At 67.4% G+C, this 16,672-nt stretch carries 15 protein-coding genes; 11 read left to right on the top strand and 4 right to left on the bottom strand.

The annotated features are described in order from the left end of the window. Positions 1–23 precede the first annotated feature (23 nt). Genes IB257_RS13005 through IB257_RS12975 form a run of 7 tightly spaced genes read left to right on the top strand, consistent with a single transcriptional unit; the run spans position 24 to position 8,453 of the window. On the top strand, positions 24–1,463 hold the full coding sequence (locus IB257_RS13005; protein ID WP_192492547.1) for a M81 family metallopeptidase: 1,440 nt from the start codon (positions 24–26) through the stop codon (positions 1,461–1,463). A gap of 57 nt (positions 1,464–1,520) precedes the next feature. After that, entirely contained in the window at positions 1,521–3,104 is a 1,584-nt protein-coding gene (locus IB257_RS13000) for an ABC transporter substrate-binding protein (RefSeq protein WP_175212543.1), read from the top strand. Between the two features lie 34 nt (positions 3,105–3,138). Next, a complete protein-coding gene (locus IB257_RS12995; protein WP_054451821.1) occupies positions 3,139–4,074 on the top strand; it encodes an ABC transporter permease in 936 nt (311 codons plus the stop codon). A 19-nt stretch (positions 4,075–4,093) separates the two neighbouring features. Beyond that, entirely contained in the window at positions 4,094–4,987 is an 894-nt protein-coding gene (locus IB257_RS12990; RefSeq protein WP_054451823.1) for an ABC transporter permease, read from the top strand. Between the two features lie 9 nt (positions 4,988–4,996). Further along, complete coding sequence (locus IB257_RS12985) at positions 4,997–6,067, top strand: ABC transporter ATP-binding protein (protein WP_054451825.1); 1,071 nt, start codon at positions 4,997–4,999, stop codon at positions 6,065–6,067. Further along, the gene (locus tag IB257_RS12980) at positions 6,064–7,071 is read left to right on the top strand and encodes an ABC transporter ATP-binding protein (protein WP_119451898.1); all 1,008 of its coding nucleotides are present in this window, start codon (positions 6,064–6,066) and stop codon (positions 7,069–7,071) included. The genes IB257_RS12985 and IB257_RS12980 overlap by 4 nt, the downstream gene beginning before the upstream one ends. After that, the gene (locus IB257_RS12975; protein ID WP_175212544.1) at positions 7,068–8,453 is read left to right on the top strand and encodes an amidase; all 1,386 of its coding nucleotides are present in this window, start codon (positions 7,068–7,070) and stop codon (positions 8,451–8,453) included. Before IB257_RS12980 ends, IB257_RS12975 begins: the two co-directional genes overlap by 4 nt. A 31-nt stretch (positions 8,454–8,484) precedes the next feature. Here IB257_RS12975 and IB257_RS12970 read toward each other — a convergent pair whose 3' ends face one another. Further along, on the bottom strand, positions 8,485–9,360 hold the full coding sequence (locus tag IB257_RS12970) for a LysR substrate-binding domain-containing protein (protein ID WP_054451830.1): 876 nt from the start codon (positions 9,358–9,360) through the stop codon (positions 8,485–8,487). A gap of 119 nt (positions 9,361–9,479) precedes the next feature. On the opposite strand from IB257_RS12970, the gene IB257_RS12965 reads away from it, so the two are divergent. The 3 genes from IB257_RS12965 (at position 9,480) to IB257_RS12955 (ending at position 12,431) form a co-directional block, all read left to right on the top strand. Further along, positions 9,480–10,103: a glutathione S-transferase family protein gene (locus tag IB257_RS12965; protein WP_192492394.1), complete on the top strand. Its 624-nt coding sequence runs from the start codon at positions 9,480–9,482 to the stop codon at positions 10,101–10,103. A 98-nt stretch (positions 10,104–10,201) separates the two neighbouring features. Beyond that, the gene (locus IB257_RS12960) at positions 10,202–11,161 is read left to right on the top strand and encodes an LLM class oxidoreductase (RefSeq protein WP_225588960.1); all 960 of its coding nucleotides are present in this window, start codon (positions 10,202–10,204) and stop codon (positions 11,159–11,161) included. A 52-nt stretch (positions 11,162–11,213) separates the two neighbouring features. Continuing rightward, positions 11,214–12,431: a hypothetical protein gene (locus IB257_RS12955; protein WP_192352725.1), complete on the top strand. Its 1,218-nt coding sequence runs from the start codon at positions 11,214–11,216 to the stop codon at positions 12,429–12,431. A 12-nt stretch (positions 12,432–12,443) separates the two neighbouring features. Here IB257_RS12955 and IB257_RS12950 read toward each other — a convergent pair whose 3' ends face one another. Continuing rightward, a complete protein-coding gene (locus IB257_RS12950; RefSeq protein WP_192492392.1) occupies positions 12,444–13,664 on the bottom strand; it encodes a hypothetical protein in 1,221 nt (406 codons plus the stop codon). Positions 13,665–13,862: 198 nt separating this feature from the next. Continuing rightward, a complete protein-coding gene (locus IB257_RS12945) occupies positions 13,863–14,912 on the bottom strand; it encodes a hypothetical protein (RefSeq protein ID WP_175212549.1) in 1,050 nt (349 codons plus the stop codon). Between the two features lie 325 nt (positions 14,913–15,237). On the opposite strand from IB257_RS12945, the gene IB257_RS12940 reads away from it, so the two are divergent. Next, entirely contained in the window at positions 15,238–15,897 is a 660-nt protein-coding gene (locus IB257_RS12940) for a glutathione S-transferase family protein (RefSeq protein WP_192492391.1), read from the top strand. 19 nt (positions 15,898–15,916) lie between these two features. Here the strand turns inward: IB257_RS12940 and IB257_RS12935 are convergent, their stop codons facing one another. Then, on the bottom strand, positions 15,917–16,663 hold the full coding sequence (locus IB257_RS12935; RefSeq protein ID WP_054451836.1) for a citryl-CoA lyase: 747 nt from the start codon (positions 16,661–16,663) through the stop codon (positions 15,917–15,919). Positions 16,664–16,672: the final 9 nt, after the last annotated feature.

Raw genomic sequence — 16,672 nt, 5'->3', positions numbered from 1 at the left:
GCAGCCTGTCCGGAGGCCCGGCCATGAAGATCTTCAGCGCCGGCCTGGGCACGGAAACCAACACCTTCGCGCCCATGGCCACCAGCCTCGCCTCCTTCCAGGACCGCGACTACTATCCGGCGGGCACGCATCCGGACTCGGTGACCTTTGCAGGCGCGCCGCTGTACGTGGCACGGCAGCGCGGCCGCGAGGCCGGCTGGACGCTGGCCGAAGGCCTGGTCACGTCCGCGCAGCCGGGCGGCACGACCACCCGCGCCGCCTACGAGACGCTGCGCGACCAGATCCTGGCCGACCTGCGCGCGGCGATGCCGGTGGACATGGTGTTGCTGGGCCTGCACGGCGCCATGGTGGCCGACGGCTACGACGACTGCGAGGGCGACATCCTGCGCCACGTGCGCGAGGTCGTCGGCCCCGATGTGGTGGTGGGCGCCGAACTGGATCCCCATGCGCACCTGAGTCCGTTGATGGTGGAACAGGCCACGGTGCTGGTCCTGTTCAAGGAATATCCCCACACCGACATCCGTGAACGCGCCGAGGACCTGCTGGCCTTGTGCCTGGACGCGCAGGCCGGGCGCACGCGACCCGTCGCGGCGTTGGTCGACTGCGACATGATCGTGCCCATGCACACCACCCGCGAACCGGCGCAGGGCTTCGTCAGCCGCATCAAGGCGCTGGAAGGCCGCGACGGCATCCTGTCGATCTCGGCGGCGCAAGGCTTCGCCACCGGCGACGTGCCGGAAATGGGCACCAAGGTGCTGGTCTACGCCGATGGCGACGCTAGCGCCGCGCAAGCGCTGGCGCGCCGCCTGGCCGATGAACTCATCGGCATGCGCGAGCAGCTCATGGTGCCCTACCGCAGCGTGGACCAGGCGCTGGACGAAGCGCTGGCCTTCGGCGACGGTCCGGTGGTGCTGGCCGACCGGCCCGACAATCCCGGCAGCGGCGCGCCCGGCGACGCCACGTTTGTCCTGAGCCGCATGCTGGAACGCGGCGTGACGAACGCGGCGCTGGGTCCCATGTGGGATCCGGTTTCGGCGCGCATTGCGTTCGACGCCGGTCCCGGCGCGGTGCTGGACCTGCGCATTGGCGGCAAGGTCGGTCCCTTGTCCGGCGACCCTCTGGACCTGCGCTGCACGGTCAAGGCCATCCATGCCGACATGATCATGACGGGCCTGTCCGGCGCGCCGGCAGCGATGGGGGACTGCGCGCTGGTCGAGACCCAGGGCATCGAGATCGTGCTGACCTCACTGCGCAACCAGGCCATCAACATGGACCTGTTCACGCAGCTGGGCTGCGATCTTTCTTCCAGGAAGATCGTGGTGGTCAAGTCCGCGCAGCACTTCCATGCATCGTTCTCGAAAGTCGCGCGCCACATCATCTATGTCGGCGGCAAGGGCGTCGCCACGCCCGACTGGAAAACGCTCACGTACCGCAATATCCGGCTGCCCAAGTGGCCGCTCTAAGAACCTGCCGGCGCGCGGACGCCGGCGCCTCCACCAACAAGATGGGAGCCTAGCGCGATGAAAAAACGCCTGCTTTGCCTGTTCTCGACGGCCACCCTCGGCCTGGCCTTCACCCTTGGCGCCGCGCCGGCGCACGCGCAGCAGGCCAAGACCCTGCGCATCGTGCCGCACGCCGACCTGAAGGTGCTGGATCCGACCTTCACCACCGCCTACATCACGCGCAACTTCGGCTACATGGTGTACGACACGCTGTTCGCGATGGACTCGCACAGCAAGCCGCAGCCGCAGATGGTGGAAAAGTATTCGGCCAGCGACGACAAGAAGACCTGGACCTTCACGCTGCTGCCTGGCCTGAAGTTCAGCGACGGCCAGGCGCTGACCACCGCCGACGTGATCGCGTCGCTGCAGCGCTGGTCCGCGCGCGACAACATCGGCCAGGCCATCACACGCGCCGGCGGCAAGTGGGAAGCCGTGGACGCCAACACCTTCAAGCTGACGCTGGACCAGCCGTTCGACCTGGTGCTCGAAGGCCTGGCGAAGGTGTCCAGCTATCCCGCGTTCATCCTGCCCCAGCGCCTGGCCTCGCAGCCGGCCGACCGCCCGCTGACCGAGGTCGTAGGTTCCGGCCCTTACCTCTTCAAGCGCGCCGAATGGGTGCCCGGCAGCAAGATCGTGTTCGAGCAGAATCCGAACTACGTCGGCCCCAAGGCCCAGGCCGACGGCCTGGCCGGCAACAAGACCCCGCACATCCCGCGCGTGGAATGGCGCGTGCTGCCCGATTCCAACAGCGCCACGGCCGCGCTGACCAACGGCGAAGTCGACATGATCGAACAGGCGCCGGCGGACTACATCGACGCCTTGCGCGGCAACAAGAACGTCAAGATCGGCGTGATGGAGCGCGCCCAGGGCTACATCATCCTGAACCAGTCCATGCCGCCGTTCAACAACGAGAAGGCGCGCCAGGCCGTGGCCCACCTGGTGGACCAGGACAAGTTCACCGCCGCCATGGGCTACCCGGACGACCTGCGCATGAAGTACTGCGCCACGGTCTTCATCTGCGGCGGCCCCAACGACACCACCGCCGGCGCGGCGCCCTACGCCAAGCCCGATCCCGCGCTGGCCAAGAAGTTGCTGGCCGAAGCCGGATACAAGGGCGAGAAGGTCGCGATCCTGCTGCCCACCGACCTGGCCTACCTGAACTCCGCCACGCTGGTCGCCATCCAGGCGCTGCAGGACATCGGCGTCAACCTCGACATCCAGTCCATGGACTGGGCCACGCTGACCGCCCGCCGGGCCCGCAAGGAACCCATCGACAAGGGCGGCTGGAACATCTTCCTGTCGGCCGCTTCCGAGTTCAACGTCGACTCGCCCATCAGCAACACCTACCTGGGCGCGGTGTGCGGCAACAGCCTGCCGGGCTGGCCCTGCGACAAGAAGCTGGACGAACTGCGCGCCCAGTGGATCGCGGCCACCAGCTCGGACGAGCGCAAGCGCGTGCTGGACCAGTTCCAGGAGCGCGCCTATGAAGCTTTCCCCGCAATCTCGGTGGGCCAGTATTCGCGGGCATTCGCCTCGCACAACAGCCTGAAGAATGCGGAAAAGATCTGGAGCCTGCCGAACCTGTGGGTGCTGGACAAGTAATCCGCAGCCAGCCTAATCGATACGCGAGACAACCATGGGTTACATCATCCGGCGAGTGCTTGCCATCGTGCCTGTCATGGCAGTGGTGGCGGTGATCGTCTTCCTGCTGATCCACCTGTCGCCGGGAGACCCGGCGGCGCTCATCGCCGGGGATTTCGCCTCCGCCGACGACATCGCCAAGCTGCGCGTGGCGCTGGGCCTGGACGAGCCGCTCTGGCGGCAGTTCGGGCTGTGGGCGGGCAAGCTGCTGCAAGGCGACCTGGGCACGTCCATCTTCACCCACGTGCCCGTGACGCAGCTGCTGGCGCAGCGGGTGGAACCCACGTTGTCCATTGCCGCGCTCACGATGCTGGTCTCCATCATCGTGGCCGTGCCGCTGGGCGTGCTGGCCGCCTACCGCGCCGGCACCTGGATCGACCGCCTGGTGATGCTGTTCGCCGTGCTGGCGTTCTCGGTGCCGGTGTTCCTGGTCGGCTACCTGCTGATCTACGGCTTCGCCATCAAGCTGCAATGGCTGCCGGTGCAGGGCTATGTCAGCCTGTCCGAGGGCGTGGGCCCGTGGCTGCGCAACCTGACCCTGCCCTGTATCAACCTGGCGCTGGTATACATCGCGCTGATCACCCGCATGACCCGCGCAACCGTGGTGGAAGTGCTGCACGAGGACTACATCCGCACGGCGCGCGCCAAGGGCCTGGCGGTGCTGCCCGTGCTGGAGCACGCGCTGCGCAATGCCGCCATCCCGATTGCCACCACGGTGGGCGTGGGCATCGCGCTGCTGATCGGCGGCGTGGTCGTGACCGAGACTGTGTTCGCCATTCCCGGCATCGGCCGGCTGGTCATCGACGCGGTCCAGCACCATGACTATCCGGTGATCCAGAGCGTGCTGCTGCTATCGGCCGGCACCTACGTGCTGATCAATCTGCTGATCGACCTCAGCTACCGGCTGTTCGATCCTCGCATCCGTTACTGAGCCGCCGCAGGAAAGAATCATGTCAGAAAGCTCGATTTCCACCAGCCCGCCCGTGGTGCTGCACGAGGCGCTCAGCGCCAGCGGCCGCCGCTGGCGCTGGATACGCAAGCACCCCACCCTGATCCTGGGCCTGGCGCTGCTGTTGATCGTGGCGGGCCTGGCCATCGCCGCGCCCTGGATCGCTACGCACAACCCTATCAGCATCAATCCGCTGCAACGCATGAAGCCGCCGTCGGCCGAACATTACTTCGGCACCGACGCGCTGGGCCGCGACGTGTTCAGCCGCGTGGTGTGGGGCGGCCGCGTGTCGCTCGTGGTGGCCATCGTGGTGGCGCTGATCGCGACCGCGGTCGGCGTGGTGCTGGGCCTGATGGCGGGCTTCGTGCGCTGGGCCGACGCGATCATCATGCGCATCATGGACGGCATGATGGCCATTCCCGACATCCTGCTGGCCATCGCCCTGATGGCGGTGATCCGCGCCAGCCTGACCACGGTGATCATCGCGATCGCCATTCCGCAGGTACCCCGCGTGGTGCGCCTGGTGCGTTCGCTGGCGCTGACGCTGCGCGAACAGCTTTACGTCGAAGCCGCCCACGCCGTGGGCACGCGCCTGCCGGTGATCCTGCGGCGCCACGTGCTGCCCAACATGGTCACGCCGCTGGTGGTGCAGGCCACGTTCATTGCCGCCACCGCGGTGCTGACCGAAGCGGTGCTGTCGTTCCTGGGCGTAGGCGTGCCAGCCCAGGTGCCCAGCTGGGGCAACATGATGGCCGACGCCCGCAACTACGTGGCGGTGGCGTTCTACACCATCCTGTATCCGGGCATCCTGCTGGCCGTCACCGTGCTGGCGATCAACCTGATGGGCGACGGCCTGCGCGACGCGCTCGACCCCCGCCTGACCAACCAACGCTAGGAGCACGCCATGGCAATCTCTCCCGCCGCCGTCGCCCCTGGCGATGTGCTGCTCGAAGTCGACAACCTGCGCACCTACTTCGATACCGTGTCCGGCACCGTGCGCTCGGTGGACGGCGTGTCCTACCAGGTGCGGGCAGGCCGCACGCTGGGCGTGGTCGGCGAGTCCGGCTGCGGCAAGAGCGTCACCGCGCTGTCCATCCTGCGGCTGATCCCGACGCCGCCCGGGCGCTATGCCGGCGGCCAGATCCGCTACCGCGGCACCGACCTGCTGGGCCTGACCGAAAAGCAGATGCGCCAGATCCGCGGCAACCGGATCTCGATGATCTTCCAGGAACCGATGACCTCGCTGAACCCCGTGCTGACAGTGGGCCGGCAGATCGCGGAAACGGTGATGCTGCATCAAAAGCTCGGCCGCCGCGAGGCCTACCGCCGCGCCGAGGAAATGCTGCGCCTGGTGCAGATCGCGGAACCCGAACGGCGCGTGCACGAGTACCCCTACCAGCTTTCCGGCGGCATGCGGCAGCGCGTGATGATTGCGCTGGCCCTGGCCTGTAATCCCGAAGTGCTGATCGCCGACGAACCGACCACGGCGCTGGACGTGACCATCCAGGCGCAGATCGTGGACCTGCTGCGCAGCCTGCAGCAGAGCTTGGGCATGGGCATCGTGCTGATCACCCACGACCTGGGCGTGGTGGCCGAATGCTGCGACCGCGTGGCCGTGATGTACGCAGGCCGCAAGGTGGAAGAAGCTCCCGTCACCGAACTGTTCGACCGCCCCCTGCATCCGTACACGCGGGCGCTGATGGCGTCGATGCCGTCGATGAACGCGTCGACGCAACGCCTGGCCGAGATCCCCGGCATGGTGCCCGCGCCCAGCGAGCTGGGCAAAGGCTGCAGCTTCGCGCCGCGCTGCGCCTACGCCACCGACCGCTGCCGGGCCGAAGCGCCGCAATTGCTGGAACATGGCAGCGACCACGTGGTCGCCTGCCACGAAGCGGCGCGCGTCGCCGCGCAACCGGCCCCGCAGGCGGCCGCTTCGACGCCCCCCGGCGCCGCCCTGACTGGAGTCCAAGCATGAGCGCCCGCAACCAGCCCGCCGCCCCGACCACGCCCTTGCTGGAAGTGCGCGACCTGAAGATGCACTATCCCGGCGCGGGCGGCTGGTTCAAGCCGCGCCGCAAGGTCATCCAGGCCGTGGACGGCGTGTCGTTCTCTGTCGCCCGCGGCGAGACCCTGGCGCTGGTGGGCGAATCCGGCTGCGGCAAGACCACCACCGGCAAGTCCGTGCTGCGCCTGATCCAGCCGACCTCGGGATCCGTACGGCTGGAAGGCGAGGAAATCCTGGCGCTGTCGGCCGAGCAGATGCGCAGTCGCCGGCGCGACATGCAGATCATCTTCCAGGATCCGTACGCGTCGCTGAATCCACGGCTGACGGCAGGCGACATCGTCGGCGAACCGCTGCAGAACTTCCCGACCTCGGGCGGCCGGTCACGCGCCGATGAGATCGCCTGGCTGTTCTCCAAGGTCGGCCTGCGTCCGGAGGCGATGAAGAAGTTCCCGCACGAGTTCTCCGGCGGCCAGCGGCAGCGCCTGGGCATCGCGCGGGCGCTGGCCCTGCGGCCCAAGCTGATCGTGTGCGACGAACCGGTGTCCGCGCTGGACGTGTCGGTGCAGGCGCAGGTAATCAACCTGCTGATGGACCTGCAGGAAGAGATGGGCATCGCCTACCTGTTCGTCGCGCATGACCTGGCGGTGGTGCGCCACATCAGCCATCGCGTGGCGGTGATGTACCTGGGCCGCATCGTCGAGGTCGCCGACCGCGACACGCTGTTCTCGCGCCCGCTGCACCCGTACACGGAAATCCTGCTGTCGGCCGTCCCGGTTCCCGATCCGCACAAGCCCGCGCAGCGCAAGCTGCTGCAGGGCGATCCGCCCAGCCCGGCGAATCCTCCCAGCGGCTGCCGCTTCCACACGCGCTGCCCGCTGGCGCAGCCAGTGTGCAAGGAGAAGCAGCCGGTCCTGACCCAGCGGCCAGACGGCTCGGACGCCGGGCAGCACTGGGTGGCGTGCCACTTCCGATGAGCGCGCCGCGCCTGCTGGCGGGTCCTCTGCCGGGCAGCGACCCGGTCTTTGGCCGCGGCATCGCCGAGCTGCGGTCGGCCATGGCAGCGGGCGCGCTCAGCGCCATGGACCTGGTGCGCGCCTACCTGGCGCGCATCGCCGCGCACGACCAGGCCGGGCCAGCGCTCAACGCGGTCATCGCGCTGAACAGCCAGGCGCTGGCCGAGGCCGCCGATCGGGACAGGGAAAGACAGCGCGGGGCGGCGCTGGGGCCGCTGCACGGCATTCCCCTTCTGCTCAAGGACAACATCGATACCGTGGGCATGCCCGCCACCGCTGGCTCGCTCGCGCTGGCCGGCCGCCGCCCGCAGCGCGACGCCGACGTCGTGCGCCGGCTGCGCGAAGCCGGCGCCGTGGTGCTGGGCAAGACCACGATGCACGAACTGGCCTGCGGCATCACCAACGTTTCTTCACTATCCGGCCGCACGCGCAACGCCTACGACGCCGCCCGCGTTCCCGGCGGATCCAGCGGCGGTAGCGCCGTCGCGGTGGCGTCCAGCTTCGCGGCGGCCGCGATAGGCACCGACACCAGCGGCTCGATCCGCATCCCCGCGGCCTTCAACCAGGTCTGGGGCCTGCGGCCCACGGCCGGACGCTACAGCAACGCCGGCGTGGTGCCGCTGTCGCCGACGCTCGACACGGTCGGCCCGATGGCCCGCAGCCTTGCTGATATCTCAGCCCTGTGGTCGGTGATGGCGGGACAAGGCGAAGACGCGCGCGGCGCGGACCGGGCCTGGCGCATCGGCACGCTGGAAGCATTCTTCGGCCCAGCCGGCGCGGAACTGGAGGTGTCGCGCCACGTCCGCGCGGCGCTCGCCGGTTGGCAAGCCGAGGGCGCACAGATCCAGCCAGTCGCGCTGGCGCTGGAAGACGCGCGCCTGACCGCCGCCAACGTCACCGGCCATGAATTCCGCGACGCGCTGGCCCTGTGCCTGCGCGATGCGGGTCTGCCCGTGCGCAGCCTGACCGACATCCTGGACGGCGGCTATCCCCACCCGGAAGTCGCGCCGCTGCTGCGCGAGCGCGATGCGCTGCGCGATCCCGACGGCAGCGCGCGCCTCGCGGTGCTGGCCCGCGCCCAGGTGCTGCGCGACGAATTGTTGACTGCCATGGACCAAGGCCAGCTGGACCTGCTGGCCTATCCCAGCGTGCGTGGCGCGCCGGCACTGCTGGGCCAGGCCCAGCGCGGCGGCAATGGGCTGCTCGCGGCGGTGACGGGGCTGCCGGCCTTGAGCGTGCCCATCGGCTTCACGCCCAGCGGAATACCCGTCGGCCTGGAACTGCTGGGTCGCGCGGGCAGCGAGCGCCAGCTGTTTCAGGCTGCGCGGCGCTTCCAGGCTTGAAAACTCCTTGCCGCGTAAGCAGCCGTAGCGGTCACGCCCTGGCCTCCTCGACGATCCAGTCGATGAAGGCGCGGACTTCCGGACGCTGGACCGCGCCGGGCCTGCTGACGGCGTAGTAGGCGAACCTCGCGGGCCAGGGCTTGTCCAGCGCCTGGACCAGGCGTCCGGCCGCGATCTCTTCCTGCGCGTGCGCGGCGGGCACCAGCGCAAGTCCCTGGCCCGCTTCCGCCGCCCGGATCAGCAGGAAATCGTCATCGAACGCATTGCCGCGCTGCGCCCGGGCATCCTGGGCCACGCCATGCGCGCTTAGCCACAGCGGCCAATCGGCGCGGTCCGCATCGTGCAGCAGCGGGTAATCCAGGCAGTCCGCCGGTTCGGCCAGCGCCGCTGCGAAGCCTGGCGCGGCCACCGGCACGAGCACCGGCGCCATCAGCGGCACCACATCCAGTCCCGGATAGTCGCCCAGCCCGTGGCGCAGGGCGACATCGACGTGGTCGCGCCGCAGATCGACCAGGGCAGGCGTCGCCTCTACCCGGATTTCGATGTGCGGATGCCGTTCCTTGAACCGCCCCAGGCGTGGAACCAGCCAAGACGCCGCGAACGTCGCCACGGTGCTGACGGTCAGGCTTTGCCGCGCCTGCTTCGCGGCCAGCATGTCCACTGCCTTGTCGATCTGCGCGAACGCCGCGCTAAGCATCGGATACGCCTCGGCGCCCGCCTCCGTCATGCGCATGCCGTGGCGTTCGCGCACCAGCAGGGCGATGCCGAGCCGGTCCTCCAGCAGCCGGATCTGCTGGCTGACGGCGCCCGGCGTGACATGCAAGGCCTGCGCCGCCGCGGTGATGCTGCCGCGCTGGCTTACCTCGACAAAAGTGCGCAGCGCCTGCAGGGGAAGCGTTGCCGTCATTTTAGATTTCCTAAATTTAAAAGTGAGAAATGATCGCTGTACCGGATCCCGCTCAACAAAGAAAATTTCAATGCCGCCGCGGATCCTGAATATTTAGCTAATCTTAAATGAGCAAGCCCATGCTGAATCTATACACCGATAGTTCTCCCAATGGCTACAAGGCCACCATCGCGCTGGAAGAACTGGAACTGCCCTACCGCCTGCACCATGTGCGCATCGCGCAGGGCGAGCACCGCCAGCCGGATTTTCTGGCCCTGAATCCGCACGGCCGCATTCCGGTACTGACCGATGATGAAACCGGCGTGGCGCTGTTCGAATCGGCGGCCATACTGCTGTATCTCGCGGAAAAGACCGGGAGGCTGCTGCCCACGGACATCCAAGGCCGCTGGGAAGCGATCAAGTGGCTGCAATTCCATTCCAGCAGCGTCGGTCCCATCATCGGGCAACGCGTGAACTTCGAGGTGTTCGACAAGGCGCGCAACCCCGCCGCGCTCGAACGCTACCAGCGCCTGACCGAGGATGCGCTCGCGGTGCTGGACCGCAGGCTGGCCGATCAGCCCTACCTTGCCGGCGACGCCTACTCCATCGCCGATATCGCGCATTTCGGCTGGAGCCACATCGCACGGATCATCGATTTCGATTTCAGCCATCACCGGCACCTGAGCGCATGGCACGAACGCGTGGCAGCGCGGCCCGCGGTCGCCAAAGGCATCACCCTGCCCACGCCGGCAACGGGCGCTTGAAGGAAACAAGGACAGTCGGAATGGACACCACCCTCTCTCTCCATGGCACGACGGGAGCGTCGTACTTCGCTTTTTCCGCGCACCCCGGCTATCGGCGGATGTTCGCGCCCGACCGCCTGACGCTGGGCATCTTCCTGCCGCTGCGCTTCTATGAAGGCAGCATGGCGGTCCTTGCGGGGCAGGCCGAACTTGTGCGGCAGATCGACCGGCAGGAGTTTGCCGCCGTCTGGGTGCGCGACGTACCCTTGTACTCCCCTTCGTTCGGCGATGCCGGCCAGGTCTTCGATCCGTTCACCTACCTGGCCTTTCTGGCGGCGCAAACGAAGAAGATTGCACTGGCCACGGGCAGCGCGATCTTTTCCCTGCGCCCCCCCATCGATCTGGCCAAGGCGGCGACAACCATCGACCAATTGTCGGGCGGCCGGCTGGTGCTGGGGATTGCGTCGGGAGACCGTCCGGTCGAGTTTCCTGCCTATGGGCTGAATCACGACGAACGCGCTGCGCGTTTCGCCGAGGCGGTTTCGTACTTCCGTCAGTTGATGCGCCCAGGACGCCTGGAGATCGATTCGCCGCTGGGGCGCTTCAGCAACGCGGAATTCCTGCCCAAGCCCGCCGCGGGCGTCATTCCACTCATCGTCACCGGTTCGTCGGGGCAGTCGCTGCCGTGGATCGCCGAACACGCCGATGGCTGGCTGACCTATCCCGACGCCACCGATACGTCGACAGGACCCAAGCGCCTGAGGGCCAAGATCCGCGCCTGGCGCGCCCAGATTCCCGACGGCGGCTTCCGGCCGCACATGACCAATGAATGGCTGGACCTGGCCGAAGACCCCGACCATCCCCGCACGCCCTTGCATAACGGCTTCGTGCTGCGCACGGGCAGGAAAGGCTTGATCGCGTTGCTGGAAGAATGGCAGGAGGCCGGCGTCAATCACGCCGCGCTGGGCATCCAGTTCTCGCAACGGCCCGCGGCGGACGTGCTGCAGGAACTGGCGGAGGAAGTGCTGCCGCATTTCCCCACGCATGAAGGGCCTGGGACTTTGCCGGACGCTTGGTAGCTCACGCAGGCGGCTACGCTATCCTTGACGGTTTTCATCCTCCAACCCCGTCATGGCGCAGCCCTCCGCCCGCATACTCGAAGGAACCATCGACCAGATCCGCCTCGCGGTGCCGCTCGTGCGGCACGATGCGTTCCTGCGCGTAGGAACAGAAAGCGTGATCGCCGCCGGGCTGGAAGCGCCGCAGATCAATCAATTGCAGCGCCTGCATCAGCAGGGCATGCCGGCGCGCCTGGGTGTGATGGACGGCGAAGAGGGGCCGGCCGTCTTCTCCTGGGCGGTTCCGGCGCGTGGAGAGCCCATCCCGCCGCGCTACTACCAAACCCTGAAACGGCGCGGCTGGCGCGAGGTCGTCATCGGCGGCGCGGTCTGCGCGGCGTTCGTGTGGCTGGCTTGGCTGCTCGGCATCGCCAGCCTCACACGCGTGTTCCTGATGGTCTTCTCGCTGGTCGTCGCCCTGGTGGCGCTGGTGGTGGCGGGTTCGGCCATGCACGGCCTCTGGCACAACCGCCGCCACCGCCCGCTGATCCTGGCAACCGAAGCGCTTTTCGATCCCGAGCAAAAGCCGGTTGCCGGCATACCTGCCCCGCCGCCCGAGCCGCCACGCCTGGAGCCGCTATCGACGCAGGACGAGGGCGAACCGCCCATCGGGTACGTGCGGGGCCGCCTTACCGGCCTCACGCATGAGATGCGCCAGGTTCACAAAGGGCCGAACTATGGCATCTACCGCTACACGGTCAACGGCGTGGACTACGCGATGATCGCCCAGGAAGCGTTCGGCGACGCGCTGCCCTTCCTGGCCGAGGGCGACCGCGTCGAATTGGCAGTGCGCACGGCCTCCGTCCACCAGGATGGCCGGCGCGCCGTCTATGCGCTGCGCAATCTGGAAGATGGCCGCTGCTATATGTGCCACCGCTACTACGGCGGCGAGCAAGGCAGGGACACGCCTATCCGCGTGGGCATGAGCCAGCGCGCGCGCCTGCTCAAGCTGATAGGCGCGTTGATGCTGACGGCCTGGCTGTTCGTGGTCGGCCTGCAGTTTTTCGCCGGACCGGACGACGGTTCGTTCCGGGACTTTCCCGAACTGGCCGTCTTCCTGCTGGCGCTCTTCTTCATCGTGTGGCTGGGCTTCGCCCTGCCCCTGCTATGGCTGGACACGCGCTGGCGCATGGGCAGGCCCACGCGGCGGCAGCGTTTCACGCAGCGGATCTACGCCATGCTGGACCTCGGTACGCCCCTTGCGCCCTCGCAGCGCATCGAAGACGTGTAGCGCGCGCAGGCCTCAGTTGCCCAGCAGCTTCACCGTCTGCGGGTTGTAGCCGGAATACGCGCCGCCGCAGCCCGTATAGGCTTGCGCGGCGGCGGGCAGGCCGGTAGCGCGGACGGAGAGTTCGCCGCGCGCGCGGATCTCCCTGTAGCGTTCGGCAGCCACCGTCTCATCCGGCAGGAAGTACAGCCGCACGCGCTGCAGGCCCTTGCCTGGGTCCTTGCCGCTCGCCGCGCTGAAGGCCGGGACGTTCACTGTCGCCTCGCGCCAGGTCCCGGGTTCTTCCAGCGTCTGCCAACGCACCCGCAAGGGCTGCTCCAGATCGAGCAGGACCGGGCTACCGCCACGCACCGGATCGCAAGGCTGCCGCAGCACGCTGCGCGCCGCCTGCGAGCCCATGTCATAGGCCTGGCCGTTGATCTCCACCCGGGCGATGCTCTGCGGCGTCAAGTTCTGCAGGCTGAAAATCGCCACCCCGGGCATCCCGGCCGCCTCCATCCGGTCGTCGGTGGTGCCAGCGAAGCGCGCGATGCCCGGCGCCACCTCGACGTGATCGGCATAGTGGTAATAGTGATAAACCACCAGCTCCGCTTCGCCCTGCGCGGACGCCAAGGGCAGCTTGCCCATATCCGGATACGGCTGGCGTTTCAGCGGCACGGACGCGCCTGGCGTTCCGTCCTGGCTGGAGTACACGTAGCGATCCACGCCGTCCTTCAGGCGCGCGCCGTCGTAGGGGAAATTCTCGCTGGCCGCGGCCCCCTGGTTCGGATAGCGGCGAAAGCGCGAAAACATGTATTGAGCCACCGACCCGGGCTCCAGGTACGGCGACGAGCCCGACGACACGCTCCCGCCGCTCCGGTCCGTCCAGATCGTGCGCCCGCTCAGATTGACATGCGCTTCCTCGATCGCTGGGTGCGACGCCTGGAAACGGTCCCACCTGCCCTGCTCGATGGAGTCGCTGACGGGCACGATGGCAAGTGCCAACACCGTGGGCAGGAACATCAACGCGTGGACGCGCCCCGGCACCTGGCCTTTATCGCGCACCATGTAGATGATCCAGCACAGCGCCAGCACCAGGGCCAGAGGCCCGCCGAACAACACGCCATAGCTCAACAGCGCCTGCGCGCCCCAGCCCAGATTGGGGCTGGAGACGAACACGATGCCCAGGAACGCCAGCAGTCCCGCCAGCAGGAAGGAGACGATGATGCCAAACAGGTAGTGCCGGATTTGCTTCAAGTGCGCAGTCCTCGCCGGTCGCGGCATCGGCGCCATCCCGGTAGGCATGGCAGCCGACGATCTAGTCTGGCGGCAGGATAACGCTAATTCCAGTTCCGCTCTGGATCGGGAAGCGGATTTTGCCTGTCAATCCGCCAGCGCCCGCCCTGTTCTCTACGATGACGGGCGGCCCTTCCAGCGCCCCCCGAGGCTCGTCGCCTACTTGCCCTTGCGCAGCGACAGCGGCACACCCCAGATCGGGTCTTCCATGCCCTGCTTGCCCAAGGGCGTGATCTGCATCGGTGTCATCTTGGCCAGAAGCTGACGGTGTTCCGCGCTTACGTTCTCAAGCCGCTCGATGTACTTCTGCGTGAACTCCATGGGCGCTGGACGCGTGTAGACGGTCAGATCTTCGAGCGGGCATTCGATCATCTTCGGATCGACCGCGCGGCAGGCGGACTGCCGATACTTGTAGCTCGGCGTCTTCAGGTGCATGCGCTGGCTCAGCACCAGTTGGCCGCTCTTGAGCGTGAAACTTGCCAGCGCCTGCTGCGGCGGGATGCGGGCCTGCACCTTGATCGCGGGGATATCGCGGGAATCGGTCTCTTCGCGATAGCCGGCCGCACCGAGCTGCGTGGTCTCGCTGTATTGCTGCTCGCCCCAGCTCACGCAGGCGCCCGAAGCCGCGTGCACGGCGGTGCAGACCGTGCGCGTCTTGGTCTCGGTGCCATAGGTAGCGTCGCGCCAGTTGGTTTCCCGGTAGAACTCGCGATAGAGCTCGGGCGACAGATAGGCGGTGCCGTTGGCGCCGCGGCCCGAACCCTCCTTGCCGCTCGCAGCGCCGACCTGGTCAAGCAAGGCATTCAGCTTGTAGTCGTCGCCACCGGTCAGCAGATATTTGCCCGGCGGCAGGATATGCACCTCGAAGGCCTGGAACAGATAGGTCGTCTTCTTGTCCCGTTGTAGCGAGTTGGTCTGAAAGCCGCGGCTGAAAGTTATGCGCGGATCCTTTTCGTACATCCAGATGACGCGCGAGGTCCATTTAGTCATTTCCAACGCGTCGCTCAGCGAACGATGCGGCATGATGTCGGCCACCAGCACCACGGCCATATCGTCCTTCAGCGCCGCGTCGATCAGATCCAGCAGCTGGGCATAGCGCGGATCGTTCCTGGTGCCTTCGGCGCTCAGGAACGGATGAGGCGCGCAGCCAGACAGGGCCAGCGCGAGCGCCAGGGCGGACAGGGCAAGTCGCGGACGCGTCAGGGTCATGGATCAGTCCTTGGTATGAGCGGGATCGGTCGGTTGAGCGCGCATACTACTGGCTCGGGGCCAGATCGCAATCCTTGCATAGCGGCTGAAACACACGCCGGCCGGCTCCGATCCGGCGTTCATGCGGACCCGCGCAAGCGCCCGGCCATGCATCGCAGCCGCCAGGCCAATAACGGCGGGAGCCGCGGCCCCCCGTACTGCCGCGCCGCCTCGCATGGGCGCTCGGATCGCTGACACAAAAGGTTTGAAATTATTTGTTGCGATTGTTTCTCGTCTCGGCGACGCTAGGCGTCGTTCATCGCGATTCCGCCCGGAGACCCCCGCCATGTCGCTCGCCCTTTACGGCCATCCCTTCTCCTCCTACACGCAGAAGGTGCTGATCGCGCTGTACGAAAACTGCACTCCATTCGAGTTCCGCTGCATCGGCCCCGACACGCCAGAGCACGCGGCCGAATGGCTGCGCCGCTGGCCCCTGCACAAGTTCCCGCTGCTGGAAGACGGCGGCCGCAACATCGCCGAGACCAGCATCATCATCGAGCATCTGCAGCTGGATCATCCCGGGCCGCAGCGCCTGCTGCCCGCCGATCCCAGGACAGCGCTGCAGGTGCGCTTCCTGGATCGGTTCTTCGACCTGCACGTCATGAACTGGACGCAGCATGCGGTAGGTGGCGCGCTCTCGGGCGACGAGAACAAGCGGCGGGAAACCCTGGCCCTGGCGGTGGAAAAGCTGGAAGTCGCCTATGCATGGCTCGAAACGCATCTGGCCGGCAAGACCTGGGCGGCTGGCGAGGACTTTACCCTGGCGGACTGCGCCGCCGCGCCCTCGCTGTTCTATGGCGACTGGACGCACCGCATCGCCGAATCGTATCCGGTACTGCGCGCTTATCGGGCGCGGCTGCTTGCGCGTCCATCGTTCGCGCGGGCCGTGGAAGAAGCGCGGCCGTACCGGCCGCTGTTCCCGCTGGGCACGCCGGACCGGGATTGACCCCGGGCCGGCAGACGCGTCACTCGTTGCCGGCGGCCATGTCCCACACCTTCTGGGCGATGGGATTCTTCTGTTCCTCGATGATGTGCGCCATCAGGCCCACCGAACGGCCGATCATCGTCAAGGCCTTGCCCAACTCCGGCGTCAGGCCCATATCGAGCACGATGGCGCCCTTGGCCCCGGTGGCATTCAGCGGAATCTTGCGGCCCGACTGGCGGGCGGCCGCCGCGGCCAACTCGACGGCAAAGCGCGAGTAATTGCCGTAATAGCCGCAGTCCCTGGCGATCTCGAACATCTTTTCGCAACGGGGATCGCCGTCCACGTGTATGGGATGCCCCACGCCGGGAATCTTGCGCTTGGCCGCCTTGTTGGCCGCGACGCATTCCTCGGCATAGCGGCGCAGTTCCTCGTCCGTGTAGCTATCCTGCTTGGGCAGGGCGTCGCGCAGAAAGCGCGCGGCGTATTCGATCACGCCAAGAAAGCGGCTGCCTGCGCCCAGCAATCCCGCCGCCAGGGCGCCCTGCATGGCCTCGGGCGCGCCGTGCAGGGTCAGCCGCGCCGACAAGGCGCTGGGCGTGAGGCCATGGTCGGTCGCGCTCACCAGGAACAGGTTGAGCATGGTCTTGAGCTGCGGCGTGGGGAACTCGCCCAGCAGCTCCAGGGCCAGCACGTCGATGAAATCGCGCTGGAACAGGTCCTGCACCAGGTCATGGCCTCGCACCAGGATGGTATGGGCGTCGCCGCCTCCGATCTTGCTGTCGAACATCTGAAATCT

Origin of the sequence: Achromobacter sp. ACM03, assembly GCF_014851665.1 — a bacterium.
Classification (GTDB): Bacteria; Pseudomonadota; Gammaproteobacteria; order Burkholderiales; family Burkholderiaceae_B; genus Achromobacter; species Achromobacter aegrifaciens.
The sequence above is the reverse complement of the archived record's forward strand: the minus strand, read 5'-3'. Positions and strand labels throughout refer to the sequence as shown.